The following is a 26,056-nucleotide window of genomic DNA, read 5'->3' as shown; positions in this document are numbered from 1 at the left end:
ACCCACCAGTCGTCGGGAGGTGCCCGTGCAAGAACTCCTCGGTCGGATCTCGGCGCTCGACCCGCAGGCGAGCCTCGGTCTGCGGGTCATCGCCTGCTTCGACGAACTGATCATCGGCAACGTCAACACCCGAGCACTGCTGAGTGCGGCCGCCTCCCTCTCCGGGTGCAACGCCGGCTACCAGAGCGATCTCCCCCCGCGGTCGCTCCGGGTCAGCCCGCGCGGCGAGATTGTGGCCCCCGACGACGGGCCGCCGACGCCAGGGAGCTGCTCGGCCATCACGGCCGAGGGGTTGACCGTGTGGATCGAGCGCGACGGCGAGCCGCATGCGAACGACGCGATCGTCCTCGAACGCCTGGCGCTGGCCGTCCGCATCCGCCTCGGAGGAGGCCGACGAGAGATCGACGGCCGCCGCGATCTCGGCCTGCTGCTCGACCCGACCGTCCCGACCGAGACCCGCCGTCTCGCCGCGGCCCGACTCAATCTCGTGTCCACCGCGCGATACCGCGTCATCGCGGCGCCGTTGTTCGCGGTGTGGGACGAGCACCCGTCCGGCGCCGAGGACGTCGTCGCGACCCCCTACGGATCGATCCACGCCCTGGTCGTACCCCACGACCACGCGCCCGTCCCGGCACGGCCGATCGGAACCGGGCCGGCCACCGACGTCGACCACCTGCACAGGTCGTTCCGCACGGCGGTGGTCGCCCTGCGTCTGTGCGATCCCGAGGTCGCACCGTCGGTCCTCGCCGACGACTACGGCGGCCTGGTCGGCCTACTCGCCGACCTCCCCCTGGACAGCGACCTGCCCGACGTCGACTCCCTGGACGCGATCATGTCCCACCCGTGGGGCTCGGCCACCGTCGACGCACTCGTGCGAACCAGCTCCGTACGCCAGGCGGCGCGGAATGCCGGAGTCCACCACAGCACGTTGCAGACCCGACTCGACACGATCATCGCCGAACTGGGTTACGACCCCCTCGACAACGGCATCGGACGAACCCGATTCGGACTCGCTTCACTGGTCTGGCGACTCCGCAACTCCCGCGTTCTGGACCTCCCCGCCCCGACCACACCGTCGTCGCCCACCCCACTCCGATAACGAAGCGCCCGACGACGGTGCGGGTGGCTCCGCCGTCCCACCGATGTCGGTGATCACCGCCGACGATCGGAAGCAACGATCAATGTCGGACAGCCGCACCCGCTGTGGACAGAGAACCATGAGCAAGGAGGTGCGACCGACCGACGCACACACGCGTGGAGGCCACGTCGCAGGCAGCTGACCGGCAAGAACCCGCCTGAGAGAGGCCACGAGCCACGAAAAAGGGACAGGCAAGATCCATAAGCGCGATCTGACCTGCGCAAACGAGCCGCCTTGGGGAGTCGAACCCCAGACCTACGCATTACGAGGCAACCGATGTGCGTCGCTCACCGCTCTACCAGCACCGATCGCGCGGCTCACGGCACCTACGGCACTGACGTCGCAGGTCAGACTCCGACCTCATGCCACGAGCCATGCCACGCGGTGCCCGGCAACCTCGCCCACGTCGTCGGTGCAATGGTGCACACTGACGCTCGTGGGTGAGAACAGCGCGGAGCTGCTCGACCGCCCGGTCTACGGCATGAGCCAGGCCGCGCGGCTCCTCGGCCTGCGCACCGACGGCCTGCGCCGCTGGATCGACGGCTACGAACGCGGGAACACGACCTACGCCCCCGTGATCCGAGAGCGCTCCACAGGAGTGGACACCGTCACCTGGGGCGAGTTCATCGAAGCCGGCTACCTGCGGGAGTACCGGGCCAAACGGGTCACCCTGCAGTACCTCCGCCCCGTCATCGGGTTCCTCCGCGACCGCCTCCAGGTGCAGTACCCGCTCGCCACGCTGAAGCCTTACACCTCGGGCCGCGAACTCGCCCTCGAAGCACAGGAGTTCGTCGGCCTCGACCTGGCGTTGAGCATCGTGATCCTCGGCCGCGACGGGACCCTGATGCCGTCCGACCCGGCCGTGGCGTTCCTCGACAAGGTCGAGTTCAACGACGCAGGCGACGTCGCCGAGCGACTGTTCCCCCTCGGACGGGGGAAGCCGATCGTCCTCGACCCCACACGCAGCTTCGGCGAGCCGACCATCCCGAACGTCGGCGTGCGCACCGAGATCGTCGCGGAGCTGGTGAGCGCCGGAGAGGAGCCCGACAGAGTTGCGGAAATCTACTCGATCTCCGTCACCGACGTCGAGCAGGTCGTCGAGTTCGAGCGCCGTCACGGCGAGCTCACCCGAGCCGCCTGACACGTGCCCGCTCGTCTCCAGAGTCCGCGCTGGTTCTTCGACGAGAACAGCATCGGCGTCGCCCAGGCCCTCCACTACGTCCGCGGCGATATCACGTGGCCCGGCGGACCTGGTGACCTCGTACCGGCAGGCGCCAAAGACCAGGAGTGGCTCCCCCTCGTCGGCCAGGCCGGTCTCGTCGTCCTCACTCGGGACAAGCGCATCCGCAGCCGCCCGCTCGAGCGCCAGGCGCTACTGGACCACGGCGTCCGAGCGTGCTTCCAGACCACCGCCGGTCAGTTGACCCTGTTCGAGCAGCTCCGCCTCTGGCTGCGCTGGTGGAACGAGATCGAGAAGCTCGTCGCCGAGTACCCCGGGCCCTGGCTGGCGAGCGTGACGCGGGCAGGCGCAGCGATCTTTGACGGAGACTCGTAACCTCACTCAGTGTGAGGCGAGGGTCGAGTCTCGGGGATGGGGGAAGCCGAGGGAGGTGTATCCCGGTGCGCGCTTGGCCAGCGACGAGGCGAGCACAGGGGTCTGTTCGTCGTGGTAGTCGTGCACCTCGGCCGTCGTCTTGCCGGGGTGCGGCCTGAGCACGCGGCCGACGAACTGCACGAGGCGCCCCTTGAAGGCGATCGGCGCCGCGAGGAACAGGGCGTCGAGAGCAGGACAGTCGAAGCCCTCGCCCACGTAGGGCCCGGTCGCCACGACGAGCAGCGGCGCCGCACCCGGCTCGAGACGAGCCAGAGCGGTCTTGCGTTCCCGGGCACCCATGCCCCCTCGCAACACCACAGGATCTCGTCCCTCTTCCCGGAGCCTCGCCGCCAGCGACTCCACGTGGCCCTTCCACTGCGTAAGGACGAGGCAGTTCCTCCCGCGCCCCAATGCCTCGAGCACGTCACCGACGATCTGGTCCCTCCGCGCCTCGTCAGCGGCCAGGTCACGGTAGATCGCCGCCATCCCGCCCGGCTTCGACGGATCCGCGTCCTTGAGGTACTCGTACGAGGTCGGATGCACAATTAGCTGCCGCTCCGGGGCGTCGGCGGCTCCCAGGGTGCCCACAGGCCGGGGCGTCACCGTGTGACGGATCGGACCGAGCTGGTGGTGGATGAGCTCGTCCAGGCCGTCGCGCCGATACGGGGTCGCCGTCAGGCCGACCCATCGCCGCGCCCGGATCTGCCGGGCGGCGTTCTCGAACGCGGCGGCGGGCAGGTGATGGCACTCGTCGACGAGAACGAGCCCGTAGCCCCCGGTCAGCTCCGCGACGTCCTGACGGCGCGCCAGCGTCTGCAGAGTGACAACGTCGACCACACCCCGCAACGAGGACCGTCCGGCGCCCAGCTGACCGGCCCGAACACCCAGCAGGTCCTTGATCCGGCTTCGCCACTGGTCCGCCAACGTCTTACGGTCCACCAGGACCAGGGTGGACACGCCGTGCTCCGCGATCAGCGCGCATCCCATGACGGTCTTTCCGGCACCCGGCTCCGCGACGAGCACTCCAAGGTCGTGGCCGGCGAGATCCGAGACGGCGGCTGCCTGGTCCTCGCGCAGCGTCACCGCCAGGTCGAAGCTGTGGCTGTCGCCGTCGGTGCGATCGTCGCTGACCTCGACGCGGCTTCCCGCCTCGTCCAGCACCGACACGACGCGCTCGCCGAGGCCGCGGGGCAGGACGAGACGGCCGTCCACGGTCTCGTCGTAGCTGAGCAGGAACCTGGGCACGTTCCACGTCGATAGCCGACGGCGCTGTCGCTCGCCGAACAGCGGGTTGCTCATCGACGCCGCGTGCTTGAGCGTCGCCAATGCGGCCGGCGTCAGGTCCGACACCGACACCTCGCATCCGGCCTCCAGCCGAAGCCCGATCACCGCCGCCGGTCTCGGCCTCGTCCGCGTCGACGTCGCGGGAGCCAGGCGCTCGACAGCGCCACCCACCTTGACCGCCCCGACACGGCCGGCCAGGCGGGCGGCCTCGGCAGGGGACAGACGGTGCACCCCGGAGAGATGCGCCCACTGATCCTCGTGCGGCTCCAGGGTCCCCAGGTCCAGGAACACCGTCGCACCGTCCTTGCGCGTCCGGCCGTGCAGCGGAGCAGCGATCAGGTTCCCGATCCCACCCGAGGACGGCAGCACGTCTTGGGACGGGAAGAGCCTGTCGTAGCTGCATAGATCCATCCGGCCGCGGACGGCTATCGCCTCCCGGAGCAGGCCCATGCCCAGCGCTCTCGCCGTCGCCGCAGGAACCGCGCCGGCGAAGAAGATCCACGCATGGGCGCCGACTCCCGAGCGAGACACCTCCAGAGCCGCGGGAACACCGGCCGCCCTGGCCGCCTTCAGGTAGGCCAATGCGTCCAGCATCGCAGCAGGTCCGTCGAAGTCCGCCGCGAGCCACCGGCACGTGTCGCCCGGCATCAACGGGTAGAGCCCGATGTGGTGGCGGCCCGACAGGTGCGCCGCGACCACGTCGTCACGAAGCCGCAGGTACGGGCGGGTCGTGCCCTTCCGCCACCCGCCGGCCACCGCTGGCACCCAGCCCGACTTCCCCGATCCCTCGTTCTCCCAGCGGATCGCGTAGACGTCCTCGCGGGCCGCGAACAACGCCCGGAAGAAGGCCACCTTCGCCTCCGGCGTCGACGACGCGGTCACCATGCCGGGACGCTCCAAGAACAGCCCCGATTGGGACGCATCCGGAGCGCGGGCCTGCTCCGCCGTCATCCCCAACAGGCGCAGCAGACGGTCGTTCTCTGCTCGCAACCGAGCGAGTTCACGCTCGAGGTCCCCGGTCGCCACGAACCTCACGATGCCACGGCCTAGCCAAAGCCGGCGATCAGCGGGGAGCGACGACGAGCCCGGCCTGGTCGATCCGCTCGACCAGACTCACCTTGCGCTGATGGCGAGCACGCAGCTCAGTGAGCCGAACACCGAACCCGCTCGACTGGTCCGCCCGCTCTGCGACGACCCGCAGGTCCTCCAGCAGCGCGACCGCAGCGTCGTACTCGGCAGGCTTCTTGGTGGCGATCATCGCCTCGACCCGCGCCCAGCCACCCTCCACGTCCGCCGACAGCGCCGCGAGACGCCGCTCCCGAGCCGCCTCGCGCTTGTGTCGCCGCTCCGCTTCCTCAGCGGCATGGGCTGCCTCGGCCCGCCGGTGCTTGTCCTGCCGGACGAGGTGGGTGGCATCCAGAAGCTCAGCGACCGTCCGACGCGGACGCTCGTCGCCTACCGCTGGGTCCGAGGCACTCAACTGCCGACGCAACTCAGACTGTGCGACAAGGCTCTCGCCACGAGCGACCAGGACAAGCAGGCGGTCCTTCTCGCTGCTCGGGAGCCGTGCCACCCAGGAGGCCAGCCGCCTCCCCGTGAGTCGCGCATCCGACGACGGTGCGCTCGCCTTCGCCGCCACCGTCAGCAGGTCCGGATCCAGCCGCAGGAAGTCCGCCAGTGCCCGCTGCGACGCCGTCAGTGTCGACAACCCCGCAGGCACCGCCGGCTCCAGGACCTCCTCGTTGTCGACGTCGAACGCGCCCTCATCGCGGTCCCAGGTCCCCTGTGCCGCCAGCCAGCCCAGATACAGCGGGCGCAGGTCGCCGGACGCCAGCTCGGCCCGCACCCCGACGAGTCCCGCCAACGTGTACAGGTCGTCCGGGCCGAAGAAGTCGGCGTTCTCGTCATCGCTGTGCAAGCCCAGGATCAGGTGCTCAGCGGTGTCCCACACAGACACCAGAGAATCGACCAGGAACGGCTCGACCGCCTCGACGTCGAGCACCCCCAGCGGGAGGCGCAGCATCAGCGTTCGACTGCCCCAGTTCGCGAAGTACAGATGGGCGTCGTAGTAGCGCTCCATCAACCGGAGCGGATCACCACGGAAGTCGCCCCAGTGGTACTCGTTGGTGAAGCTCGTCGCGCTGATCTGCGCCCGCGTCGACAACGCGCGTACCTCGGCCTGCTCCCGCTCGTCGAGCGGCCGGTCCATCGCGAGGAACTCGTAGTACTGGTACTCGCTCACGTCAGCCCACCGGCCGCCCACCGGAGGTAGGCGTAGATCCACTCCACGCCCTCCGGCGGCGGCGTCGGCAACGGCAGCTCACGAAGGTCGATCGACTGCGACTCACGACCCCGTCGACAGACCGCCACCAGACCGCCACTCACGGGCCAGTCGATCTCGACCACCGCCACCTCGACACCCAGCAGCGTCGTCGTGAACGGCACAGCGACGTGCTCCTCCAGCTTCGCGTGGAACCCACCGAGCTGCTCGTCCACGCCGTAGGCGTCAGCCGTCGCCTCTTCGATCAACGCAGCCAACTCGACATCCCCTCCGCCCACGCCGCCGAGCCTACGGCCAGGCCCGCTCACCACAGGTGCAACCCGAGAGCTGAGGATCGCTCCCGCAAGACCAAGCCGCCCAGGGACACCAGCCCCGTGCACACCTCAGTCCGGCCGAGCTACGCACTCACCTGTGGCATGAGTCCCGTCATGCCACGGGCTCGCAGTCGAAGACGATCACCACGACCCCGTTGAGCAGGGCCGGAACAGGTCGACAGCCTGCTGAAACAGTGTTTCTGTGAGTGCGCCGGGTCAACACGACTGAACGCACTGATCGAACATCCGCAGGTCTCTGACCTGCGAAAACAGTGGAGCCGCCTTGGGGAGTCGAACCCCAGACCTACGCATTACGAGCGCGATACTGGGAATAGTGGTCGTTGGGTGGCGGAGGGTGGACACGCTGACCGACCTGCACATTCCGTAACTGAACATGGGTGCCAACGATGGCTGTTGGTGGCGCTGGTGCGGACCAGCCGCGGACCTCCGCGGACTACGAGATCCCCAGCCCATCAGACGCCCCCGGGCGGCGGTAGCACGCCGATGCCGGGGACTTGATCAGCCCAGGAGCTGACCCGTGAAGACCGTACTGAACGACACCCCTGTTCCCGCCCATGACCACGCCGCGTGGTGCCGAGCCCACACCGACGGCGGGAGGTGGGACCAGTACTGCGCCACCGAGGCCGCGCTGCTGGAACCGGCCGCCGGCGCCGCGTGTGACCCGATGACCACCTACCTGTTCCTGCACCAGCCGATGAGCCGCGCCCACCACGGCACCGAGTGGGTGTTGGACGCCCCTCAGATCGTCGTCGGGATCGCCGAGACCCTGACCGAGGCGGGTGACCGGCCGGTGTTCGCCGAGTCCGTCCTGACCCCCGCCGAGGCAAGGCAGGCCGCTGCGGAGCTGCTGAACCTCGCCGACCTCGCCGAGACGGCCACGGGGCGGTGCGCGCGATGAGCATCCCCATCTTCGACCCGGCCGACGTCGCCCTGCTGGCCGCCGAACTGCGTTGCCCTTCCTGGTGCATCGCCGACCCGAACCACGGGATCACCGTCGACGACATCCAGACGGCCGGCGGGATCTACCGGCACCACCGTGGCGTGGAGATCCTGGCGGTCGAGCGCCCGAAGTTCTCTCAGCATCCGGTCACGGTGCAGGTCGAGCAGTACGTCGACCTGGACCCGGCCGATGGGATCACGGTCGACGAGCCGGTGGTGTGCGTCCGCGGCGCCGGCGGGGCTGAGCCCGGTCTGACCGTCGCGGAGGCTGCCGCGTTGGCCCGGGCGGTCACCGTGGCCGTGACGGCGCTGGGCGGTGAGGTGTGATGCCGCGCCGCGCGTGGTTCCTGGCCGTCCTCGCTTACCTCGTGTCCGTGCTGGCCGTGGTGCAGGTGCAAACGGCGTCGATGCTGATCCTGCTGGCCGGGGCCGCGGTCATGGCCGTGGGCGCCTACGCGGTGACCCGCCGGGAGCGGATCGTGGGTGGTCGGCGGTGAAGCGGATCGTGCAGACCGTCCTCGTCCTCGCCGCGATCGGCTGCGCCTTGGTCCTTTCGGGCACCGCGACCGTGGCCCTGGCCGCCACGGTGAACGTGCCCGGGTGGGCGCATCCCGCCGCGGTGGGCATCGTCGAGGTCGTCGCGGTGACGGGTACGTGGTTGTGGGTGACCGAGCCGCGGTTGCGGTGGGAGGCCGCGACGGCGGTGGTGCTGGCGTCGGCGGTGTCCGGGTATGCCGGGGTGCACGCCTACGGCGCGTTCGGGTTGGTGGGTCCGGTCGGTGCGATCGTGACGACCCACCTCGTCGCGAGGGCGTGGATCGTGCCGGCAACCACCGGGCAGGGGCCGGTGGTCGACGAGGGTGCGGACACTGTCCGCACCCCTCACCCGGATGGAGTCCGGACTGTTCCGGAGCTGGACCAGGCAGAGCCCGGTGCAGATGACGACCGGCGTCAGCCGCCGGTCGTGGACCGGGCCGAGGCGTTGATCGCAGACGGTGCGGGCAGGCGCCGGTTGGCGAAGGAACTCGACATCAGCGAGCACCAGGCGCGGGAGCTGCTCGCCGGGCGCCGTAACGGTCAGGCGGTGCCGCGGTGAACGACGACATCGAGCTGGTGCCCGTCGACCCGGGCCCGGAACCGAAGACCGTGTACGCGACCGCGCTGTCGGTGCGGGACACCCAACGCCGGCCGATCGTCCCCGCCTACCTGCGGAACCGGGACGAGGCCCGTCAGCTCGCCCGGTGGCTCGCCCGGTTCGGCGCCCACATCACCCTCTACCACCTGACCCGGTCCCCGAAGTACGCGCTGCGGCTGGCGTGGTGGGCGCCCCGCGGGCTGATGCTGCTGCTGTTCCACGCCGGACAGTGGGTGTTCGACGCCGAAGCCGCGCCCCTGCGGGCGAACGCCGTCACCCGCGGCGAGATCAACGAGTACATGACGTTGTCGAAGCAGCGGAACCGGCGGGTGAAGCAGCGGGCGATCATCACCGGCGCGGTCGTGTCGGTGCTGGTCACCGGCGTGGTGGCGTTGTGGTGGGCGGGTTCTCCCGCCACGGTCGAGGTGCCGGGCGCGGGTGGGCGCCCGGTACCGGTCATGCAGCCCGCACCCGTGTGGATCGGGTGGGCGCAAACGGTGCTGCTGGTCGGGATCGTCGCCGCCCTCGGTCGGTACGGGCGCCCGCGGGACAGGCGGGTCACCGACCCCGCCACCGTCACCCCGTCCGCCCCGCCGAGGCTGTCCCCGGACGTGGTGACGCGGGCGCTGCAGGCGTTGGGTATCTCGGCGATGGGCGCCGGCCCGAAGGCGCAGGCTCCCGCGTTCGTCGCCCCGATCACCCGCGACGGGCCCGGGTGGCGCGCGGATGTGGACCTGCCCCACGGCGTCACCGTCGCCGACGTGATGGAACGACGGGACCGGTTGGCGTCGGGGCTGCGGCGGCCGTTGTCGTCGGTGTGGCCCGAGGCCGCGGCGGAGCAGCACGCCGGCCGTCTGATCCTGTGGGTCGGGGACCAGCCGCTGAACAAGGTGAAGGCCGCGGCGTGGCCGCTCGCCCGGGCTGGGGGCGTGCAGATCGTGGGCGGGGTGTTCCCGTTCGGCACCGACCAGCGGCAGCGCACGGTGAAGGTAAGCCTGGAGGAAACCAACGCGCTGATCGGGGCGCTGCCCGGTGGCGGGAAGACCGCCGCAGTCCGGGTCCTGGCGTTGGCCGCGGCGCTGGACGTGCACTGCGAACTGCGGATCGGGGAACACAAGGGCTCCGGGGACCTCGAGGCCCTGGAGCTCGTCGCGCACCGGTACTCCTCCGGGGTCGACGACGAAGCGCTCGCCGAGACCCTCGCGTCGCTGCGGGAACTGCTCGAGGAGGTGGGGCGGCGGGCGAAGGTCGTGTCGAAGCTGCCCCGCAACCTGGTGCCCGACAAGAAGGTCACCCCGGAGTTGGCAGCGAAGAAGGGGTCCGGGCTGCACCCGATCGTGCAGGTCATCGACGAGGCGCAGGAGCTGTTCACCCACCCCGACATGGGCAAAGAGGCCGGGGAGCTCGCCGAGCGGATCATCAAACGCGGACGGGCGTTCGCCGTCTATCTGGTCATCGCCACCCAGCGCCCGGACGCCAAGAGCGTCCCGACCGGGGTCAGCGGCAACGTCGGGCTGAGGTTCTGCCTGCGGGTCACCGGCCAGATCGAGAACGACCTGGTCCTCGGTACCAGCGCCTACAAGAACGGAATCAGGGCGACCACGTTCACCCCGTCCGACCGCGGGATCGGCTACCTCGTCGGGGCCGGTGACGACCCGCAAGTCGTCCGCACCTTCTACATCGACGGCCCCGCCGCGCAGAAGGTCGCCGAACGAGCCCGCGCCGCCCGCGAAGCCGCCGGCCTCCTGTCCGGGTACGCGCTGGGCGAGCGACCCGACGATGAGCGCACCCCGCCGGCCCGGCTTCTCGACGACCTGGCAGTGGTGTTCGCCCGGTGCGAGCGCTCCGACCGGGCGTGGTCCGAGGAGCTGTGCACACTGCTGGCCGAGCACCGGCCGGCGGTCTACGGCGGGTGGGACCCGGAGGCGCTCGGCGTCGCACTGCGCCCGCTCGGGATCGCAACCCGGCAGATCAACGTCACGGTCGACGGCGCCCGGGTGAACCGACGCGGACTGCACCTCGACCAGGTCCGCGAAGCGCTCGACCAGCGCGCCATCGGATCAAGCACCAGCTCGGGATGAAGCACCACGAGCCGCTACGTCAAGCGGCACCGCTAGCGGTCCAGTAGGCCGCTGACCAGCCCCGTAGCGCGTAGCGGGCACTCCAGCCCGCTACGCGCTGCCCTTCACCAGGACGGTTCTCATGCCCTCACCCGTACCCGCTACACACCTCATCCTCGCCGGCCGCTGCTCGGCGAGCTGCCTCCTCGCCGCGGCATCTTCGGGTGAGTGCGACTGCGTCTGTGGAGGCGAGTTCCACGCAGCGCTCCAGGGCGCGACGGTCCTCGTCAACCGCCCGATCACGGGTCCCGCTCGTCCGCTGCTCGCCGATGTCCTCGCGGTCCTCGGCGTGGACGAGCGGGCGCACTCCGAAGTCCTCCTCGCCCGCCTGGAAGCCCAGTGGCCCGAGAACTATGCGGGCTGGTCGCCCTCGTCCCTCGCCCGCGCGCTCACACTCGTCGGGGTGCGCACCCGGCAGCTGTGGCAGACAACCGCAGACGGGGGCGTGAACCGCCGCGGCGTGGTGCGCACCGAGGTCCTCGACGCCCTCGCCAACTCCAGCTCGGCCGCGTCATGACCACCCTGATCCTGCTAGCGCTAGGCGCCCTGGCCGTCTACTGGGCCGCGTGCGCGTTCTGGCCGTTCGCGGCCTGCCGCCGCTGCTCCGGAACCGCCAAGCTCAAGTCACCGACGGGGAAGGCGTGGCGCCCGTGCCCGCGCTGCGGGGGTACCGGCAGGCGGGTGAGGGTCGGCCGTCGCGTCTACGAAGCCCTCAGCGGCTCCTGAAAGGCCCACAGACAGCGGTACAGCTACCCTCAGCTGTCCCGCCCCCGGGGCTTACGTCCGCGTACGACTACCCCGGGGGAACCGCCGTGAACGAACGAGACCGCCGCGCCGCCGACCGTCTCCGCGCCGAGCAGACCACCGTGCGCGACGCCGCCGGCGTCATCCAGCCGACGCCGGTGAACCTGAGCTGACGCCAGGGGCGACGCAGACTATCCGAACAGCCCCAGAGCGGCCTGTCGGCGGGTCACCCGGGCGACGCTTTCCGCGGTCAGCTCGTCGGCGCTGCTCTGGACATTGAAGTTGAACGTCTGGGTGCGCCCGCCTGTCGCTCTCGCAGCCGGTGTACCGAGGCCCCCGATGGACGCCTCCACGCGGGCGTTCATGCGGCTCGTGTCGAGGCCCGCCGCGAACGTCGGTGTCCCGGCGGCGGCCTTCGTGATGCGCTCCGCCTCGGCGATGACGTTGTCGGCGAGCCGGCGCATCTCCTGCGCCGGCTTGTCCGAGTCGAGGCCCTTCACGAACCCGGCGATGACGAAGTCACCGATGGACAGGAACGCCCGCGACGGTGACGCGATCCCCAGCGCGCTCTTGGCTGCTGCGATGGCCTGCCGGGCGACGTTCGCCGCGGCCGAGATCACTGAGGAGGCACCGGCGGCGATCGCCGACGCCAACGCACGGACAGCGTTCGATCCAGCGTTCTGCATGCCGGGAACAAGGGACGTGATGGCGTCCAGAGCTGCGCCGGCCATCTTGCCCCAGGCGGCGGCAACGTCCCCCACCCCGGCCGCGACCCGGGACACATACCCGCTGACCGAGGTCTCGGCGGACAGGAAGATGTCCTGGCTGAGCCGGCCCAGGGCCTGGCCGATCTCGCCGGCGCCCTCGACCCACTTCCCGACCGCCTGCGACACACCATCTCCGACCGTGGACACGTACTGGCCCATCCCGGAAATCGCGCTCGACACGATGGAGGCGAACCCGGACGCGACAGACGCGACCGCCTGCGCCATCCCGGTTGCGATCGCCAGCGGGACCTGCGCGAAACCAGCCTGCACCGTCGCCAGAATCGTCGCGACAGCGGTTTGCACGGCGATGGTGATGGCCGCCATCGACTGCTGGACCGCCACCACGATCGACTGCATTCCGAGCTGGACGGACGCCACGATCTGCGTCATCCCTGCCACCACGGTCGCCTGGATCTGAGCCATGCCCAGCGTGACGGTGTTCTGCGCCATCAGCATGCCGTTGACGAAGGCCTGCTGGATCAGCGCGAACTGCGGTGTCAACGTCGCCGGCAGTGCCTGCAACGGTGTCGTGAACGCGAGCACGATCTGCTGCATCCCGAGAGTGACGGTGTTCTGCAACATCAGCATGCCGTTCACGAACGCCTGCTGCAGCGCCACCAGCTGCGCCAACATCTGCTGCGGCAGCGCAACCATCGGGTTCACGAACGCCAGCCGCACCAGTTCCATCTGCGCGCCCACCACCGTTGCGAGACCCGTCATCCCGGCCGTGAACGCCGCCTGGATCTGCGCGAAGGACTCGGTGACTCCCACGGGGAGCGCCGCCATCCCGGTCCGGAACGCCGTCTGGACGGAGGTGAACCCTGCAGTGACCGTCGTCGCCAGGCCAGACATGCCCGTCGTGAACGCGACCGACACAGCCGCCATCCCCGCCGTCGCCTGAGAACGCAGATCCGACAGTGCCGCCGTGAACGATGCCTGGATCTGCGCGAGGGGGCCTGCGAACCCTGCCGGGTCCAGGGTCAGCGAGAATCCGCCGGCGAGCCCAGAGGTGTCGACTCGAGCAAGACCGTCAGCGACGCCGCCCGCGACAGCGTCGGCGATGCTCTGCCGGGCCGGGTCCGCGTTGATCTCGACCTCAACCTGGGGCACGTCGTCGAAGACACCGTCCAACGCCTCCTGGAAAGCCTCCGACACGGCACCGGAGACCTTCTCCTTCAGGTCGCCCTCGTCGATCTCGACGGTGTACTCGTTGAGCCCGAGCAGCTCACGGAGCAGACCCGACGCGAGATCACCGGCGGGGCCGATCAGGTCAGTCCACTTAAACGCCTTGTCGAACAGGTCGACGAGCTTGATCGCGCCGGGCAGGAGATCCTTCGCGCCGACGCCCTTGCCGAACAGATCCTTCAGCTTCCACAGCTTCGACGCTGCTTTCATGCCCTTCCACACCGCGGCGGCGATCGCGCCACCAACGGCGACGGCGGCGATGTTGTCGCCACCCAGCGCAGAGACGATGTCCGCGATCCAGCCGGCGACGGTGGCGCCGTTCTCCACGAACCACGACAACCCGTCGATCAGCGCCGGCAAGGCGTCGACGATCTTCCCGATGCTGGCCTGGAAGTCGGCGCCCTGGAACACCTGCCCCAGCCGCTCGAACGCCTGCGTGATGGCCTCGATCGTGGAGTCGTCGACGTTGTCGAAGATCTCCCCGATGCCCTCGAACACTGCACCGGAGGCGCGGCCGAGACGTTCCCAGTCGAACCGGCCGAAGAACCCGGTCAGTGAGTCGACGACCTTCGAGATCCCCGGCGCCGCGCCGGCGAAGCCACGGATCCCGTTCTCGACGAGCCCGACGAACGCCCGGCTCAAACTTCCCAGCACGGACTCGAGGCCGGTGAACGCCCGAGAGATCGAGCCGTCACCGATGATGCGGCTCACCGAATCGCTGTAGGCGCGGCCGAACTCGTTGACCGCGGTGGTCAAGGCGTCGTAGCCGCCGGTCAGTTCCATCATCCGCAGCGTCGAGTTGACGATGTCGACGATGCCGGGGCCGATGTCGGTGATCGCCTTGTTGATGTTGCGGAAGATGTTCCCGAGCTGGTCGGCCCGGTTCATCGCGTTCAGCATGTCCGCGAGGCTCGATGCGACACCGTTGATCGACGTCGCGGTGCCCTTCAGCCCGTCGGTGAGAGTCCCCCGGACCAGACCGTCGAGGCTCTTGAAGACAGGGGTGAGTCCCTTCTCGAACACCCCGGATACCTGGCTTCTCAGCCGGTCGAACGCAGGTTCCAGCGACTTCGCGGCCTTCTTGATGCCGTCCAGCCCAGCAACGATCGCCCCGACCGGTGCCGCGGCCAACCCGAGCGCCGCGGGAACGGCCGCCACTGCGGTCGCTGCCGCCCCGAAAGCGGCGGTGATCCCGGCACCGCCAACCGCGACAGCGCCGGCCACACCGGCGACCTTGACGAACCCGGCCGCGATACCAGCCACGCTGCTCGCGGTCGACAGCGCCACCGAACCGAGCCCGGTCATCGTCGACAGCACAGACCGCAGCGGCCCCGGATCGGTATCGACCGAGACGCGGACCCGCTGGTTCCGCAGGGTGGCGAGCTCCGCGCGGAGCGCGGTGATCCCGCCGCGGTCCACGTCGACTGCGACCGGTACCGATGTGCCCGCCGCGCGGGTGGCCGTCTCGATCTGCGCACGCAGCCTCGCCGAGTCCAGATCGGCGTTGACGGTGACCTTCCGGTCACCGGTCATCGCGTCCAAACGGGCCAGGTCGCGGGCCAAGCCGGCGGTGTCGAGATCCACCGGGACATGGATGGTGGGCACGCGGATCGCTTCGAGCTCCGCGCGGAGCTGCGCCCGGTCGGCGTCGAACACGACGTCGACGTGGATTTCCTGGTCGCCGATGCCCTGCAGTTCGCGGCGGACACTGTCGCCGAACCCGTCAGTATCGGGAACGACCCGGACAGATACGCGCCCAACTTCACGGCCACCAGCCATACGGACACACCTCGAGGCGCAGAAGGAACCTGGCCGTGGTGTCGCCCGTCAGCGCCCGGTGCAGGACTCCCGGGTGAACCTGCGAATCGGCAACTCAACGCTGCCGAAAATCTGTGGAGATTCTACCGCATTACGATGCAGTCGGATAGCTCCGAGTCGCTTGCGGATTCGTCGTCTCCACCGCGACGAGCTGCCGCATTTCCTCGCGAAGACGCTCGATTTCCCCCTGCCAGAACTCCAGCACCTTCCGATCGGTCACCTCGCTGAACCGCGCGCCTGTAGCAAGAGCCAGCGCCGCGTCCTGAGCCTTCGACGAGGCCCGCCGGAGCAAGCTCTGCACCCGCCGCAGCTCCATCTCCGAAGTCCGCCGGCAGACCTCACCGCAGTACCGGGGCGGACGACCCACCCGACGCCGGGGAGCGAAACTCCTTCCGCAGCAGGCGCACTCGATCGTCTCGCTACCTGTAGTCATCTATTTACTCCACTCGTGTCGAAGTCAGCTCACGGGGCACGCATAGCCGGAGACGCTATGACGTACCGGTCGAGCCGCTTATAGGTAGGGGGCATCCCCCGGGGGTGTGTCATTTCCAGGGCCGTCGCGCTGCGCTTCAGTTTCGATTCAATCGACGACTCTTTCAATGAAGCGCTTTTCGCGATGTGTTGCTTGATGATTCATTAGTATTACATGCGATGTGTTTGTGTTGCGTTTGTCGAGTTGAGCTGCGGCTGGAGCGTTGTGCTGTGTGTGGTGGTGTCGTTCCGCTGTCGCGTGTCTCGGAGTGTCGACGCCGGGGGACGGACGGGGGGGGTGTCCGGGGTGGCGGTGTCGCCGGGGTCGTTCGGGGGCTGAGGTCCCCCAGGTTCGAGGGGTGGTGCTGTGCGCCGGGCGCAGCCCCCGCGCACAGGAGGTCGCGCGCGGTGCGGGGGCTTGGCTCCCGGGGTTGGTCCCTGCCGGACCCGAGAGGGTTCCTCCGGACCGGGTGACTTTGACGCCGGGCGCACAGCGGTCGGTGGGCTAGCTGGCGGTGTCGGGCCAGCGTGCGGTGCCGCGTTCGATCATGTGCTGGGCTTCTGCGACGGTGACGGTTGCGCGGTGTCCTCGTCGGCTGCCGGACTGCAGGATGACGACGGCCTGTTCGGGCCGGCGGATGGTGTGGTCGAGCGACTCGATCTTCGCGGTGAGTTCGTCGGTGGTGGATCCGCGGGGGATGTCGACGCGGCGGGACAGCTGGACGGTGGTGGCGGCGGCGCCGAGGAGTCGGGCGATGAGGTGGTCGCGGTCGGGCTGGGCGATTCGGCGCTCGCCGTCGTCGTCGAGGGCGAGCCGGATCCCGGCGCCGGTCCACCCGCCGAGGGCGAGGCGCCATGCGATGCCGTTGTCGTCGAGGGCCTGGCCGGGGTCGTGCTGGGGGGCGCCCGCCGCTCGGGCTCGGCGGACGAGGTCGGCGACGTCGTCGGAGTGCCGGCCGATCAGCGTGGCGAAGCGGGCGACGGCGTCGATGGCCTGCTGCGCCGCTGCCTTGATCTCGTCGGTCGCGTTGGCGGTGGCGGCGACGTCGGCGCGGAGCTGGGCGAGGGCTGCATGCCGGTGCTGTTCGGCGGCGGCTTGGGCTGTCTTCTGGGCGGCTGCTTCGACGAGCTGGCGGTGGTCGTCGTGGGCGCGGGCCGCGGCCAGCTGGTCGGCGGTGATGTTCTCGCCGTCGAGCAGTGCGGCCTCGAGGTCGGCGACGGTACGGGTGTCAGTCGTCATGGTCGGTCTCCTGGTCGTGCCGGTTGAGCCGGTCGGTGTGGGCGGCGAGGGCGTTGCGGGGGACGCGGGCGGCGAGCTCGCGCGGGTCGTCGGGTTCGTCAGACATTGGGGCTCCGTTCGGTGGGGGGCTGGTTCGGTGCGGTCGCGTCGACCAGGTCGGCGCAGAGGTTGCGGATGTCGTCGGTGCTGTTGCTTCCGACGAGCACGCTGCACAGGAACAGGGCGACTCCGGTGAGGAGCTCGGCTGCGTCGCCTGTCTCGGCGGCAGCGCGGGCGTAGCGGGCGACTGCGTCGTGGTCGCCGTTGATCGCGCCGCAGCGGATCAGGAACGACAACGCGACGGCGACCTTGGGGCTGATCGCGATGCGGTACTCAGGCATTGGGTGTTCTCCTTCGGGGGCCGCGGACCTCGCCGGCCCAGACCCCGGACGGGTTCCGGAGCTGGTCGACGGCGGCGCGGCAGGCGGTGATGGCCTCGCATCGGCCGCAGAGGTCGAGGGCTGCGCTGTGTCGCGTCTGCTGGTCGTGGTCGGTTTCGCCGTGGCGGTGGTCGTCGAACAGTTCTGCTCGGCCGGTGCATGCGGCGCCGGCGACGGGTGGGAGGGCGGTCGCGGCGCGGATGAGCCGGTCGAGGCCGCTGTTGATCCGGCCGCTCATCGGGGCGTCCCGGAGTTTTGCCAGCAGGTGAGGTGTCGGACGACGCCGGTTGCTACTGCTCGTGGGCTGAGTGGGGTGCCGCAGTCGGCGCAGGTGGTGGGGTCGCGGCCGTCGACGGCGCGGAGGTTGACGGCCGGGGCCTGTGAGGCGAGCCAGGTTCCGGTGCGGCTGTTGAGGACTTCGCCGCCGAGCAGGGATCGGGCGGTTGCGATGGCGCGGTCGGGCCCGGACTGCGCGGCGGGGAGCGCGGCGCAGGACGGGTGGACGTCGCCGAGCGCCGACGGCATCCCGCAGGCGCGGCAGCGGCGGTCCGTGCGTGGCCACAGCGCCCCCGCGGCGTCGGCTACTCGGGGGGTCATGCGACACGTCCCCCCGAGTAGCAGCGCGCGCATTCGTCGGCTCCTTCTGGCACTGCCCGGCCGCAGCTGAGGCAGTGAGGGCCGTCCGAAGGGAGCACGAAGGGTGCGAAGGGGGTGGCACTCTGGGAGCCGCCTTCTTCGCACCCTTCGGCGCTCCCTTCGGGGAGCGACCAGGCCCAGCCGCCGTCCATGCCTGCCTTCTCCGACCGGATCCCGAGGCGCTTCTTGGCCCGCTTCGCCTGGTCCCAAGAGAAGCCGGCGTCCTTGACTGCGCGCGTGACGTCCCGGGCGGGAGTTGCGCCAGACGCGAGCAGGTTGCAGAGGAAAGCGTCGAGCTCGGTCTTCTCGTCCGCGTCGTCGTGGTCCTGACGGAGCAGATTCGCCGCGTCGTGCTCGGACACGCCTGTCCAGGTCACGTGGGCGACGTCGCTGCCCTCGGTGGAGCTCAGCCGGTAGGTGAGGCTGTTGGGCTCCTTGGCCAGGTTGGACTTCACACAGGCCATCACTCGTGTCTCCGGGTCGTCCGGGTCCCGGGCGATGAGGTAGCCCGCTCGGGCTGCCCCGATGACACCGATGGAGCCGCCGCCGCGATACATCGGCGAACCGCCGCCCGCCTTGTTCAGATGCCTCAGAAGTACGAAAGTGGCGCCCGTTTCCTCCCCGACCCGTGTGAGCCTGCTCAGTACCGCACGGATGTCCTGATCCTTGTGGGAGTCGACCTTTCCGGGGAGGAACGCCATCATCACGTCGATCACGACCAGGCGGGCGCGCACCTGTGTGATGGCGGCACGAATGGTGTCGATGTCGGCGAGTGTGGGGGGGCGCTCCACCATGATTCCGTCGGCATCGACGCTGCGGATGGCGGTGAGGGCGTGCACTCGCGTTGGGTCGCCGCCGGCTGCGTCGAGGCGTGGCCGGATGGTGTCGCCCAGTCCGTCCTCCGCGGAGAGGATCAGGACGCCTCCGGCCGTGCAGCTCGCCCCGTCGGGCCAGTCCTTGCCGGTGGAGACGTGCGCCGCGAGCTCTACGGCGAGTGTGGACTTCCCGACCGATGGGTCGCCGTCGATGGTGACGATCTTCCCGGCGGGCAGGCGGCCTTCCCACAGCCACGTGAGGGTCTCGGGCTGCACTTCGGAGAGCGGGACGAGGACGGCGGCCGACTGGGCTTGCGCCAGCGCCGCGGCGGCCTCCTCGGTGGTCTCCCCGACGACTTCGGGGATCTCGGTCATGCTGCACCTCCGACAGAGCGGCGGGCGCTTGCGATCGTCCGAGACGCCTCTGCCTCGCTCAGCCCAGCTGACATGGCGGCGGCGACAAGTTCGGCCATGTCGCGGTGGTCGCCGCCGTTCTCCGCAACCCGGCACGCGGCCCAATGCAAGGCGGCGTTGCGGTTGCCCTCTTGGGCCTCGGCGACGGAGCGGATCAGCCCGGCGGAGTTGCAGGTCTCGGTCGTCCGGACGGGGAGCGTTCGCGGAGGTGGCGGGGCGAGAACCCGGCGCAACCACGCGGGCATCGGGGCGACTGCCCGTTCGGTGATCCATTTGTAGCGGCGACCGCTGGTGTGGTTGGACGGCTCGACGAGGACGTAGCCCTTCGATGTCTTGAAGTCGACTCCATCGCAGACCTTCCCCCTGGTCGCGCCCGCGTAGCGGTACCAGACGTGCAGTCCTCCGCCGCCGGTCCGAGCTGCCCACGTGGGGGTCAACCGGTCGTTGTGGGTGCGGGCCAGCTGCAGGAGCGCGGTCGCGCCGCGGTGGCGCGGGTCGATGTCGAGCACCGCGACGCCGTCGGGTGGCCGGAGCGCAATGTTGGCGGTCGGGTAGTCGGTGAACCAGCGCCGAATGAGATTGAGGTCGGTGGTGGCGTCGTCGACTCCGTGCTCGACGATTGGGTGCTTTCCGGACGAATGCGGCTTAGCGCTGCCGCAGGTGCAGAGTCCGTCGGGACGTATCGAGTGCACGGGCAGGACGGCGATACCCGCTGCGGCGTACTTCTCAGCCCAGTCAAGGAGTGTCGTCACGCGGCCGACCGCCCTTGCGCGCGCAGGACCCGCACGTAGTAGGGCCTGCCGCAGCAGCCGTCACGCCGGCCCCCGTACGCGCCGGCGGCGCGGTGGACGTGGGCCAGGTGGCACCACGGGCAGGAGTCGACGAGCAGGAGCCACATGCGACGGCGTCCAAGGGGCGGGACGGCGATGGCATTCACGACCGGAAGGCGCGGGTGGTCGCGGCGATCGTCGATGGCCACGGGAACCCGCTGCGGGGCGCTAGTCTGGTCCGGATCCTGCGGCTTGGTGGCGGCGGTGATCTTCCGGGCGGGGTTGGCGATTGCGGCGCCAGCCCCGCCGATCTTCTTTCTGGCCATCAGGCCGCGCCCCCGGTGGACGTGGCCTCCCGCTGCTGATCGAGCCAGGTATCGAGGTCGCCTTCGTCGCATACGACCCGCCCGGCCAGTAGGTACATGCGTGGCCCCTGGCCGACCTTCCGGTACCAGCGAAGCGTCGCGATCGGGATGCCCGTCCGGGTGTGGATTTCCTCCAGGCGGAGGATCTTTCGGCTCATTCTCGGCTCCCCTCACTGGTGATACCTCCGTGGACAGGGGTATCTATTCACAGTTGTACCCCGGTGGACGAGGGTGTGGCAAGTCGGCTACGGTTTGGCTGTGGCGGACGTTGGGGGCGAGCGGTGGATCGTCAGGCACGGAGATCGCTCGGGCAGTCGGGCGCCAGTCGGAGTGCTCGACTGGTCGTTGCCAACAGTCTTTGAGAGCGAGCTAGACCACAGCAGCGAGCCGTTTCGGCTCGGACTGACCTGCTATTTCTCAGGTGAGCGTGTCGAGGTGAAGGCGGTGACCGTGAGGAGCACGAACGGCCGCTCGATCACGCCACGCGACCTGAGCGCGATCGAGCTTGCCCGCGCCGTCTACCTGGTCTCCGAGTCCGAGCTCCAGCCGGAGCTGGCACGTCACTGGACACGTCGAGAAGGTCGCCGACCGGGGCCCGATGAACTTCGCCTGGTCGCCTCGGTCTATGGGTTCCAGTACGCCGCCTGGGGCAACCCCCGCCAGGCCGTCATGGGCCTGTGGGGTCTCCCTCGCGCGACTGCAAACAACTGGATTCGTAAGGCGCGCAGCCTCTTCCCAGGCGCGATGCCGGGGGAACCCTCGGGCGGTGCCGATGAGTAGCATCGCGCGACGTCCGGACGGCACCTGGCGCGCTCGGTACCGCGGCCCGGACCGCCGGGAACGGTCGAAGCACTTCAAGCGGAAGCTCGATGCAGAGCGCTGGCTGGCAGGCATCGAGGTCGCGAAGGCGCGCGGCGAGTGGATCGACCCGGCTCTGTCGCGGGTCACGGTCGGGGTTTGGGTCCGGTCATGGCTCGACAGCCAGGTTCAGCTGAAGCCAACGACGCGGGTCCGCTACGAGGGATTGTTCTCGAAGCACATCACGCCGTCCTGGGGGTCCGTGCCGCTGGCAGGGGTTGCCCCTACTGATGTGGCGTCGTGGGTGGCGAGGCTCGGGGAGTCGGGGCTGGCGCCGGCATCGGTGCGATACGCACACAGGGTGCTATCGCTGGCGCTGAAGGCGGCGGTGCTCGATGGACGTCTGTCGCGGAACCCCGCGGAGGGTGTTCCGCTACCGCGGGCGCACGGGAAGAAAAAGGTCTTCCTCGACCACGTCCAGGTGGCGGCCCTCGCGGACGAGTGCGGCCCGTACAGGTTGCTGATCCTGCTGCTCGGCTACACCGGTTTGCGCTGGGGCGAGGTTGCGGCGCTACAGGCGGGTGACGTCGACCTGCTGCGCCGGCGGATCAGCGTGCAGCGGGCGATGGCCGAGGTGCGCGGCAAGGCGGTGATCGGGACACCGAAGACCCACGAGGTCCGGAATGTGCCGATCCCGCGGTTCCTTGTCGACGGCCTGGCCGAGCACGTGGTTGGGAAGGCGCCTGAGGAACTGCTTTTCACGTCGCCGGCGGGCGAGATCCTGCGGAACGGGAACTTCCGCAGGGGCGTCTTCGACGCCGCGGCCGAGCGGGCGGGGATCGTAGGGCTGTCGCCGCACGGGTTGCGGCACACAGCGGCTTCTCTGGCGATCGCTGCGGGTGCGACGGTGATCGTGGTGCAGACGATGCTGGGGCACAGCTCACCGGCGGTGACACTGCGCGTGTACGCCCACTTATTCGCGGACGACCTGGATACGGTCGCGGACCGCCTCCACGAGGCCAAGATCAAATCTGATGCGGACCAGGTGCGGACCAGTCGCCCGGTCATCGACCCCCGGATGGACGAGCAGGAGGTTCGCCATGTCGGCTGACCTGCTGCTTTCGTGGAGCCGCCTTGGGGAGTCGAACCCCAGACCTACGCATTACGAGTGCGTCGCTCTAACCGACTGAGCTAAGGCGGCGTGGTGCGAGGCAAGTATAGCCACCGCGCTCCCGCCCCCTCACAAGCCCCCACCGGTCATCCGGAGAAGGGGAAACGCGGCCCCGGCTCCCACGGCCCGCCGTCGTAGCGCCAGAGCGCGAGGCCGGGGACGCCGGCGTCCCACGGGGCGAACCCGGCGGCCAGGTCATCGTGCAGCGCCCGGGCCGCGGCCGGGGTGACCTTGTTCTGGACGGTCACGTGCAGGTCGGCCTTCCCCGCGTCCTGCCGGGTGAGGCGCGGCCGCCACCGCTCGGCGACGCCGCGGCGCAGCGCGGTCAGCTCGGGGCAGTCGAGGGTGAACGCGACCCCGCGGCCGAGGAGCCGCAGGCCGGTGACGAGGGCGGTCATCGGGGCCCGGTCGGTCGCGGCGGTCAGGTCGGTGGCGAGCTCGGCGGCGGCGTCGCCGGGCAGGGCGTGGAACAGGGTCAGGTGCGCGGCGAGGTGGTTGCGCCCGGCCGGGAAGTGCCGTTCGCGCAGATCGTCGAACCGGGCCTGCGTGGCGTCGTCGAGCAGGGCCGTGAGGATCAGCGGCCGGTCATCCACGGTGCAGGGCCGTCATCATGGCCTCGACAGCGATCCGCGGCTTCACGTTCTGCTCCAGCGCGTCGCGGCAGGCGAGCACCGCCTCCAGGCGACGCAGGCTCGACTCCGGGCCCCACTCGGCGGCGGCCACCCGGATCTCGCGGTCGCGGTCCGGGTTGGTCAGCGGCACCGTCGCGCCGGTCGCGGCGACGATCGCGTCCCGGTAGAAGCCGGCGAGGTCGACCAGGGCGCGGTCGAGCGCGTCCCGCTGGGTCCGGGTGGCGCGGCTCTTCTGGCGCTTCTCCAGGTCCCGCTCGGCCGCCTTCGCGGAGCGGGCCGCCGACGCGGCACCCTTGCCCGTGCCGCCGGCGCCCATCGCGACGGCCAGCTCCTCGCGCTCGGACTCGTCGCGGGAGGACCGCAGCTCGTCGGCCTCGGCCTCGGCCGCGCGGATCAGCACGTCGGCGTGGAAGAACGCGTCGCCGAGGCGGCGGAGCTTCGTCGGCACGCCGAGGATCTCCTCGCGCCGGGCACGGGCCTGCGGGTCGCGGGCGAGGCGCCGTGCGCGGCCGACGTGGCCGCCGCACACCGACGCGGCCCACTGCGCCTGGTCGGGGTCGATCCCGTCGCGGTCGCGCAGCACCCCGGCGACGGCGTCGGGCGCCGGGCTGCGCAGGTGCACCATCCGGCAGCGCGACCGGATCGTGACGGGCACGTCGTCGGGGTGGTCCGACGGCGCGCACAGCAGGAACACCGTCTCCGGCGCCGGCTCCTCGACCGCCTTGAGCAGCGCGTTCGACGCGCCCTCGGTGAGCCGGTCGGCGTCGGCGATGATCACGATCTGCCAGGTCCCGGTGGCGGGCCTCCGGGCGGCGAGCTGGACGAGCGAGCGCATCTCGGCGACCGAGATGGACAGTCCCTCCGGGACGATCTCGCGGACGTCGGAGTGGGTGCCCGCCATGACGGTCCGGCAGGCCGCGCACTCGCCGCAGCCGTGGTAGCGGCACTGCAGGGCGGCCGCGAAGGCGCGTGCGGCGTTCGACCGGCCGGATCCGGGCGGGCCGGTGAACAGCCAGGCGTGGGTCATCGCCGTCGGGTCCGACGCCGCCCCGTCCAGCTCGGCGACGGCGGCGGGCTGGCCCACCACGTCGTCCCACACGCTCACGACGACCCCTCCTGCGTCATCTGCCGGCGCGCGACGACGCCGACCACCGCCGCCAGGACGCCCCCGCCTGCGAGGACGAACCGCGTGCCGTCGACCAGCAGCGCGGTGTCGCCCACGGTCACCGTCCGCGTCGCCACGACGCCGACGACGATCGGCACCACCGACATCGCCCCCAGCAGCACCAGCCGCACCAGGGACTGGACGAACGCGTTGACCCGGCCGCGGATCCCGTCGGCGACCTCGGTGCCGATGATCGTGAGCCCGGTCAGGAACGCGACCCCGGCGAATGCGCCGACGAAGAGCACCGCGGCGATCGCCATGAACAGGTGCACCGCCACCGCCACGACGACGAGCGACACCCCGGCCCCGATGATCGCGCTGCCGAACAGGCGCCGGTGCGGCACCTGCCGGGCCAGCACCGGACCGGCGGCCATGCCCGCCGCGAGACCGGCGAACACCGACGCGAACAGGATCGAGTACGCCGCGTCCCCGCCGCCGAGGCTCGACGCGTAGAGCTTGGCCGTCGCGATCACGGCGCCGCCCGCGGTGAACGCGCCGACGATCCCGACGACCAGCCCGCGCACGAGCGGGGTGCGGACGACGAAGGTGTAGCCGTCGCGCAGCAGGAACTGCATCGACGGCGGGGCGTGCCGCCGCTCGGCCTCGGGGGCCCGGCCGGAGATCTCCGGGATCGCGAGATACACGACCAGCGCCGAGGCCAGGAAGGCGAACGCGTTGACGCACAGCGCCGCGTACACGGTGGTCGCCTGGTCCGCGCCGAACAGCGGACCGACCTTGCTGACCAGCGCGAAGAGCCCCGCACCCCCGACGACGGCGACGCCGTAGGTCACCAGCAGGCTCAGCTGCGCCGCGCTCTCCATCTGGGCCGGGCTGCGCAGCAGGTTCGGGACCGCCGCGTCCTTCGCCGGGATCCAGAACATGGTGCACAGCTCGAGGAGCAGGGTCACGACCAGCAGCCACCACAGCTGCCCGACGAACGGGATCGACAGCAGCAGCACGAACTTCGTGAGGTCGCAGGTCACCATGACCTTGCGCCGGTCGAAGCGGTCGGCGAGCACCCCGGCGAGCGGCCCGAACAGCAGCGACGGCACGAGCTTGGTCGCGACGACGCCCCCGAGCGCGAAGCTCTGCGCGGTGAACCCGGCGCCCGCGGTGAGGTGGGTGGCCAGCGACGTGAGCGCCAGCAGCGCCAGCCACTCGCCGGTCGCGGTGACCGCGGTGACCGACCAGAGCCTGCGGAAGGCGGGGATCGCGAGGACCGACGTCAGGCGGTGCGACGTCGACGACGGGGTCGTGATCGCGGCTCACCTCCTCCTCACCCGGCACGGCGTGCGGATCTTCAGGCTAGACCGGGCCACCGACAGCGGACGCGCTGCCTCAGACGATGGTGGACAGCGTCTGGACGAGGATCACCAGGTAGATCAGGACGAAGACGATCGTGAACACCCGGGCCCCGACCCGGCCGCGGGTCAGCCGGGAGAAGCCGAGCAGGCCGTTGTCGAGGTCGACCGGGGGCCGGGCGGACACCGCGGGCGGCCGGTAGACCGTGCCGACGGGCTCGTCGCCGTCCGCGCGGGGACGACGTGGGGCGGGCAACCGGGGCACCGGGCCGGTCGGGGACCGTCGGGGCGCGGGCGCGACCGGCGACGACGGGGTGGGCGTCACCGGGCGGCGGGGGCCGGGGACAGGGTCGCCGGCGTCGTCGTCCGGGGTGGGGACGGCGGCGGGGCCGGGCCTGCGGCGCCGGACCGCGGTCAGGGTCCGCTGGGTGGGGCCGTCGATGTCGGGCTCGCGCGCGGCGGGCCGCTCCTCCTCCGCCGACTGGTCGGGGTCGGGGCCTCCGCGGGGGCGACCCGCTC

Annotated in this window: 27 protein-coding genes and 1 tRNA gene; 11 read left to right on the top strand and 17 right to left on the bottom strand. The window is 70.5% G+C overall.

What is annotated here, in order from left to right:
- Positions 1-25: 25 nt before the first annotated feature.
- From AC0GKK_RS16715 to AC0GKK_RS16705, 3 genes are all read left to right on the top strand, one after another.
- Positions 26-1,099: a helix-turn-helix domain-containing protein gene (locus tag AC0GKK_RS16715; protein ID WP_251783439.1), complete on the top strand. Its 1,074-nt coding sequence runs from the start codon at positions 26-28 to the stop codon at positions 1,097-1,099.
- Positions 1,100-1,574: 475 nt separating this feature from the next.
- Positions 1,575-2,279: a DUF433 domain-containing protein gene (locus tag AC0GKK_RS16710; RefSeq protein WP_489882051.1), complete on the top strand. Its 705-nt coding sequence runs from the start codon at positions 1,575-1,577 to the stop codon at positions 2,277-2,279.
- Between the two features lie 3 nt (positions 2,280-2,282).
- Positions 2,283-2,693 (top strand): PIN-like domain-containing protein, encoded by a 411-nt coding sequence (locus AC0GKK_RS16705; RefSeq protein WP_331141190.1) that lies wholly within the window; start codon positions 2,283-2,285, stop codon positions 2,691-2,693.
- A gap of 6 nt (positions 2,694-2,699) precedes the next feature.
- On the opposite strand, the gene AC0GKK_RS16700 is transcribed toward AC0GKK_RS16705, so the two are convergent.
- The 3 genes from AC0GKK_RS16700 to AC0GKK_RS16690 are packed head-to-tail and all read right to left on the bottom strand — an operon-like array spanning position 2,700 to position 6,575.
- Entirely contained in the window at positions 2,700-5,042 is a 2,343-nt protein-coding gene (locus AC0GKK_RS16700) for a TOTE conflict system archaeo-eukaryotic primase domain-containing protein (RefSeq protein WP_357438418.1), read from the bottom strand.
- Between the two features lie 37 nt (positions 5,043-5,079).
- Positions 5,080-6,258, bottom strand: coding sequence for a hypothetical protein (locus AC0GKK_RS16695; RefSeq protein ID WP_357438415.1), 1,179 nt, complete (start codon positions 6,256-6,258; stop codon positions 5,080-5,082).
- Positions 6,255-6,575 carry a hypothetical protein gene (locus AC0GKK_RS16690; protein ID WP_331141193.1) on the bottom strand — a complete coding sequence of 107 codons (321 nt, stop codon included), beginning with the start codon at positions 6,573-6,575 and terminating at the stop codon, positions 6,255-6,257. Before AC0GKK_RS16690 ends, AC0GKK_RS16695 begins: the two co-directional genes overlap by 4 nt.
- Before the next feature lie 574 nt (positions 6,576-7,149).
- Here AC0GKK_RS16690 and AC0GKK_RS16685 point away from each other — a divergent pair.
- The 6 genes from AC0GKK_RS16685 (at position 7,150) to AC0GKK_RS16660 (ending at position 11,343) form a co-directional block, all read left to right on the top strand.
- A complete protein-coding gene (locus AC0GKK_RS16685) occupies positions 7,150-7,530 on the top strand; it encodes a hypothetical protein (RefSeq protein ID WP_489882050.1) in 381 nt (126 codons plus the stop codon).
- Positions 7,527-7,898 carry a DUF6907 domain-containing protein gene (locus tag AC0GKK_RS16680; RefSeq protein ID WP_489881845.1) on the top strand — a complete coding sequence of 124 codons (372 nt, stop codon included), beginning with the start codon at positions 7,527-7,529 and terminating at the stop codon, positions 7,896-7,898. Before AC0GKK_RS16685 ends, AC0GKK_RS16680 begins: the two co-directional genes overlap by 4 nt.
- Entirely contained in the window at positions 7,898-8,068 is a 171-nt protein-coding gene (locus tag AC0GKK_RS16675) for a hypothetical protein (RefSeq protein WP_489881846.1), read from the top strand. The genes AC0GKK_RS16680 and AC0GKK_RS16675 overlap by 1 nt, the downstream gene beginning before the upstream one ends.
- Positions 8,065-8,667, top strand: coding sequence for a hypothetical protein (locus tag AC0GKK_RS16670; protein WP_489882049.1), 603 nt, complete (start codon positions 8,065-8,067; stop codon positions 8,665-8,667). The genes AC0GKK_RS16675 and AC0GKK_RS16670 overlap by 4 nt, the downstream gene beginning before the upstream one ends.
- The gene (locus tag AC0GKK_RS16665) at positions 8,664-10,787 is read left to right on the top strand and encodes an FtsK/SpoIIIE domain-containing protein (RefSeq protein ID WP_489882048.1); all 2,124 of its coding nucleotides are present in this window, start codon (positions 8,664-8,666) and stop codon (positions 10,785-10,787) included. The genes AC0GKK_RS16670 and AC0GKK_RS16665 overlap by 4 nt, the downstream gene beginning before the upstream one ends.
- 121 nt (positions 10,788-10,908) lie before the next feature.
- Positions 10,909-11,343: a hypothetical protein gene (locus AC0GKK_RS16660; protein WP_489882047.1), complete on the top strand. Its 435-nt coding sequence runs from the start codon at positions 10,909-10,911 to the stop codon at positions 11,341-11,343.
- A gap of 418 nt (positions 11,344-11,761) precedes the next feature.
- Here the strand turns inward: AC0GKK_RS16660 and AC0GKK_RS16655 are convergent, their stop codons facing one another.
- The 9 genes from AC0GKK_RS16655 to AC0GKK_RS16615 all read right to left on the bottom strand — a co-directional run bounded on the left by AC0GKK_RS16655 (position 11,762) and on the right by AC0GKK_RS16615 (position 20,628).
- Positions 11,762-15,301, bottom strand: a complete 3,540-nt coding sequence (locus tag AC0GKK_RS16655; RefSeq protein WP_489882046.1) for a phage tail protein — start codon at positions 15,299-15,301, stop codon at positions 11,762-11,764.
- Between the two features lie 130 nt (positions 15,302-15,431).
- Entirely contained in the window at positions 15,432-15,656 is a 225-nt protein-coding gene (locus tag AC0GKK_RS16650; RefSeq protein ID WP_253067960.1) for a hypothetical protein, read from the bottom strand.
- A gap of 660 nt (positions 15,657-16,316) precedes the next feature.
- Positions 16,317-17,051, bottom strand: coding sequence for a hypothetical protein (locus AC0GKK_RS16645; RefSeq protein ID WP_489882045.1), 735 nt, complete (start codon positions 17,049-17,051; stop codon positions 16,317-16,319).
- A 98-nt stretch (positions 17,052-17,149) separates the two neighbouring features.
- Entirely contained in the window at positions 17,150-17,431 is a 282-nt protein-coding gene (locus AC0GKK_RS16640; protein ID WP_489882044.1) for a hypothetical protein, read from the bottom strand.
- Complete coding sequence (locus AC0GKK_RS16635; RefSeq protein WP_489882043.1) at positions 17,424-17,708, bottom strand: WhiB family transcriptional regulator; 285 nt, start codon at positions 17,706-17,708, stop codon at positions 17,424-17,426. Before AC0GKK_RS16635 ends, AC0GKK_RS16640 begins: the two co-directional genes overlap by 8 nt.
- A gap of 355 nt (positions 17,709-18,063) precedes the next feature.
- On the bottom strand, positions 18,064-19,296 hold the full coding sequence (locus AC0GKK_RS16630) for an AAA family ATPase (protein ID WP_489882042.1): 1,233 nt from the start codon (positions 19,294-19,296) through the stop codon (positions 18,064-18,066).
- On the bottom strand, positions 19,293-20,087 hold the full coding sequence (locus AC0GKK_RS16625) for a bifunctional DNA primase/polymerase (RefSeq protein WP_489882041.1): 795 nt from the start codon (positions 20,085-20,087) through the stop codon (positions 19,293-19,295). Before AC0GKK_RS16625 ends, AC0GKK_RS16630 begins: the two co-directional genes overlap by 4 nt.
- Positions 20,084-20,431, bottom strand: a complete 348-nt coding sequence (locus AC0GKK_RS16620; RefSeq protein ID WP_489882040.1) for a hypothetical protein — start codon at positions 20,429-20,431, stop codon at positions 20,084-20,086. Before AC0GKK_RS16620 ends, AC0GKK_RS16625 begins: the two co-directional genes overlap by 4 nt.
- Complete coding sequence (locus tag AC0GKK_RS16615) at positions 20,431-20,628, bottom strand: helix-turn-helix transcriptional regulator (RefSeq protein ID WP_489882039.1); 198 nt, start codon at positions 20,626-20,628, stop codon at positions 20,431-20,433. The genes AC0GKK_RS16620 and AC0GKK_RS16615 overlap by 1 nt, the downstream gene beginning before the upstream one ends.
- Positions 20,629-20,800: 172 nt before the next feature.
- On the opposite strand from AC0GKK_RS16615, the gene AC0GKK_RS16610 reads away from it, so the two are divergent.
- Both AC0GKK_RS16610 and AC0GKK_RS16605 read left to right on the top strand, forming a co-directional pair.
- Positions 20,801-21,250 (top strand): hypothetical protein, encoded by a 450-nt coding sequence (locus AC0GKK_RS16610; RefSeq protein WP_489882038.1) that lies wholly within the window; start codon positions 20,801-20,803, stop codon positions 21,248-21,250.
- Entirely contained in the window at positions 21,243-22,379 is a 1,137-nt protein-coding gene (locus AC0GKK_RS16605; protein WP_489882037.1) for a tyrosine-type recombinase/integrase, read from the top strand. Before AC0GKK_RS16610 ends, AC0GKK_RS16605 begins: the two co-directional genes overlap by 8 nt.
- Positions 22,380-22,392: 13 nt before the next feature.
- On the opposite strand, the gene AC0GKK_RS16600 is transcribed toward AC0GKK_RS16605, so the two are convergent.
- From AC0GKK_RS16600 to AC0GKK_RS16580, 5 genes are all read right to left on the bottom strand, one after another.
- Positions 22,393-22,469: transfer RNA gene (locus AC0GKK_RS16600), tRNA-Thr, on the bottom strand.
- Positions 22,470-22,525: 56 nt separating this feature from the next.
- On the bottom strand, positions 22,526-23,032 hold the full coding sequence (locus AC0GKK_RS16595) for a 2'-5' RNA ligase family protein (protein ID WP_405421016.1): 507 nt from the start codon (positions 23,030-23,032) through the stop codon (positions 22,526-22,528).
- The gene (locus tag AC0GKK_RS16590; RefSeq protein ID WP_489882036.1) at positions 23,025-24,176 is read right to left on the bottom strand and encodes a DNA polymerase III subunit delta'; all 1,152 of its coding nucleotides are present in this window, start codon (positions 24,174-24,176) and stop codon (positions 23,025-23,027) included. The genes AC0GKK_RS16595 and AC0GKK_RS16590 overlap by 8 nt, the downstream gene beginning before the upstream one ends.
- Positions 24,173-25,447, bottom strand: a complete 1,275-nt coding sequence (locus AC0GKK_RS16585) for an MFS transporter (protein WP_489884028.1) — start codon at positions 25,445-25,447, stop codon at positions 24,173-24,175. The genes AC0GKK_RS16590 and AC0GKK_RS16585 overlap by 4 nt, the downstream gene beginning before the upstream one ends.
- Before the next feature lie 127 nt (positions 25,448-25,574).
- Positions 25,575-25,793 (bottom strand): hypothetical protein, encoded by a 219-nt coding sequence (locus AC0GKK_RS16580; protein ID WP_489882035.1) that lies wholly within the window; start codon positions 25,791-25,793, stop codon positions 25,575-25,577.
- Positions 25,794-26,056 lie beyond the last annotated feature (263 nt).

Source organism: Pseudonocardia sp. P-1 (assembly GCF_058111925.1).
The sequence above is the reverse complement of the archived record's forward strand: the minus strand, read 5'-3'. Positions and strand labels throughout refer to the sequence as shown.

Bases quoted from the DNA above. Each gene is read 5' to 3' on its own strand.
- AC0GKK_RS16680 (WP_489881845.1), top strand. From the start codon at position 7,527: ATGAGCATCCCCATCTTCGACCCGGCCGACGTCGCCCTGCTGGCCGCC.
- AC0GKK_RS16675 (WP_489881846.1), top strand. From the start codon at position 7,898: ATGCCGCGCCGCGCGTGGTTCCTGGCCGTCCTCGCTTACCTCGTGTCC.
- AC0GKK_RS16660 (WP_489882047.1), top strand. From the start codon at position 10,909: ATGCCCTCACCCGTACCCGCTACACACCTCATCCTCGCCGGCCGCTGC.
- AC0GKK_RS16655 (WP_489882046.1), bottom strand. From the start codon at position 15,301: ATGGCTGGTGGCCGTGAAGTTGGGCGCGTATCTGTCCGGGTCGTTCCC.
- AC0GKK_RS16650 (WP_253067960.1), bottom strand. From the start codon at position 15,656: ATGGAGCTGCGGCGGGTGCAGAGCTTGCTCCGGCGGGCCTCGTCGAAG.
- AC0GKK_RS16645 (WP_489882045.1), bottom strand. From the start codon at position 17,051: ATGACGACTGACACCCGTACCGTCGCCGACCTCGAGGCCGCACTGCTC.
- AC0GKK_RS16640 (WP_489882044.1), bottom strand. From the start codon at position 17,431: ATGCCTGAGTACCGCATCGCGATCAGCCCCAAGGTCGCCGTCGCGTTG.
- AC0GKK_RS16635 (WP_489882043.1), bottom strand. From the start codon at position 17,708: ATGAGCGGCCGGATCAACAGCGGCCTCGACCGGCTCATCCGCGCCGCG.
- AC0GKK_RS16630 (WP_489882042.1), bottom strand. From the start codon at position 19,296: ATGACCGAGATCCCCGAAGTCGTCGGGGAGACCACCGAGGAGGCCGCC.
- AC0GKK_RS16620 (WP_489882040.1), bottom strand. From the start codon at position 20,431: ATGGCCAGAAAGAAGATCGGCGGGGCTGGCGCCGCAATCGCCAACCCC.
- AC0GKK_RS16615 (WP_489882039.1), bottom strand. From the start codon at position 20,628: ATGAGCCGAAAGATCCTCCGCCTGGAGGAAATCCACACCCGGACGGGC.
- AC0GKK_RS16605 (WP_489882037.1), top strand. From the start codon at position 21,243: ATGAGTAGCATCGCGCGACGTCCGGACGGCACCTGGCGCGCTCGGTAC.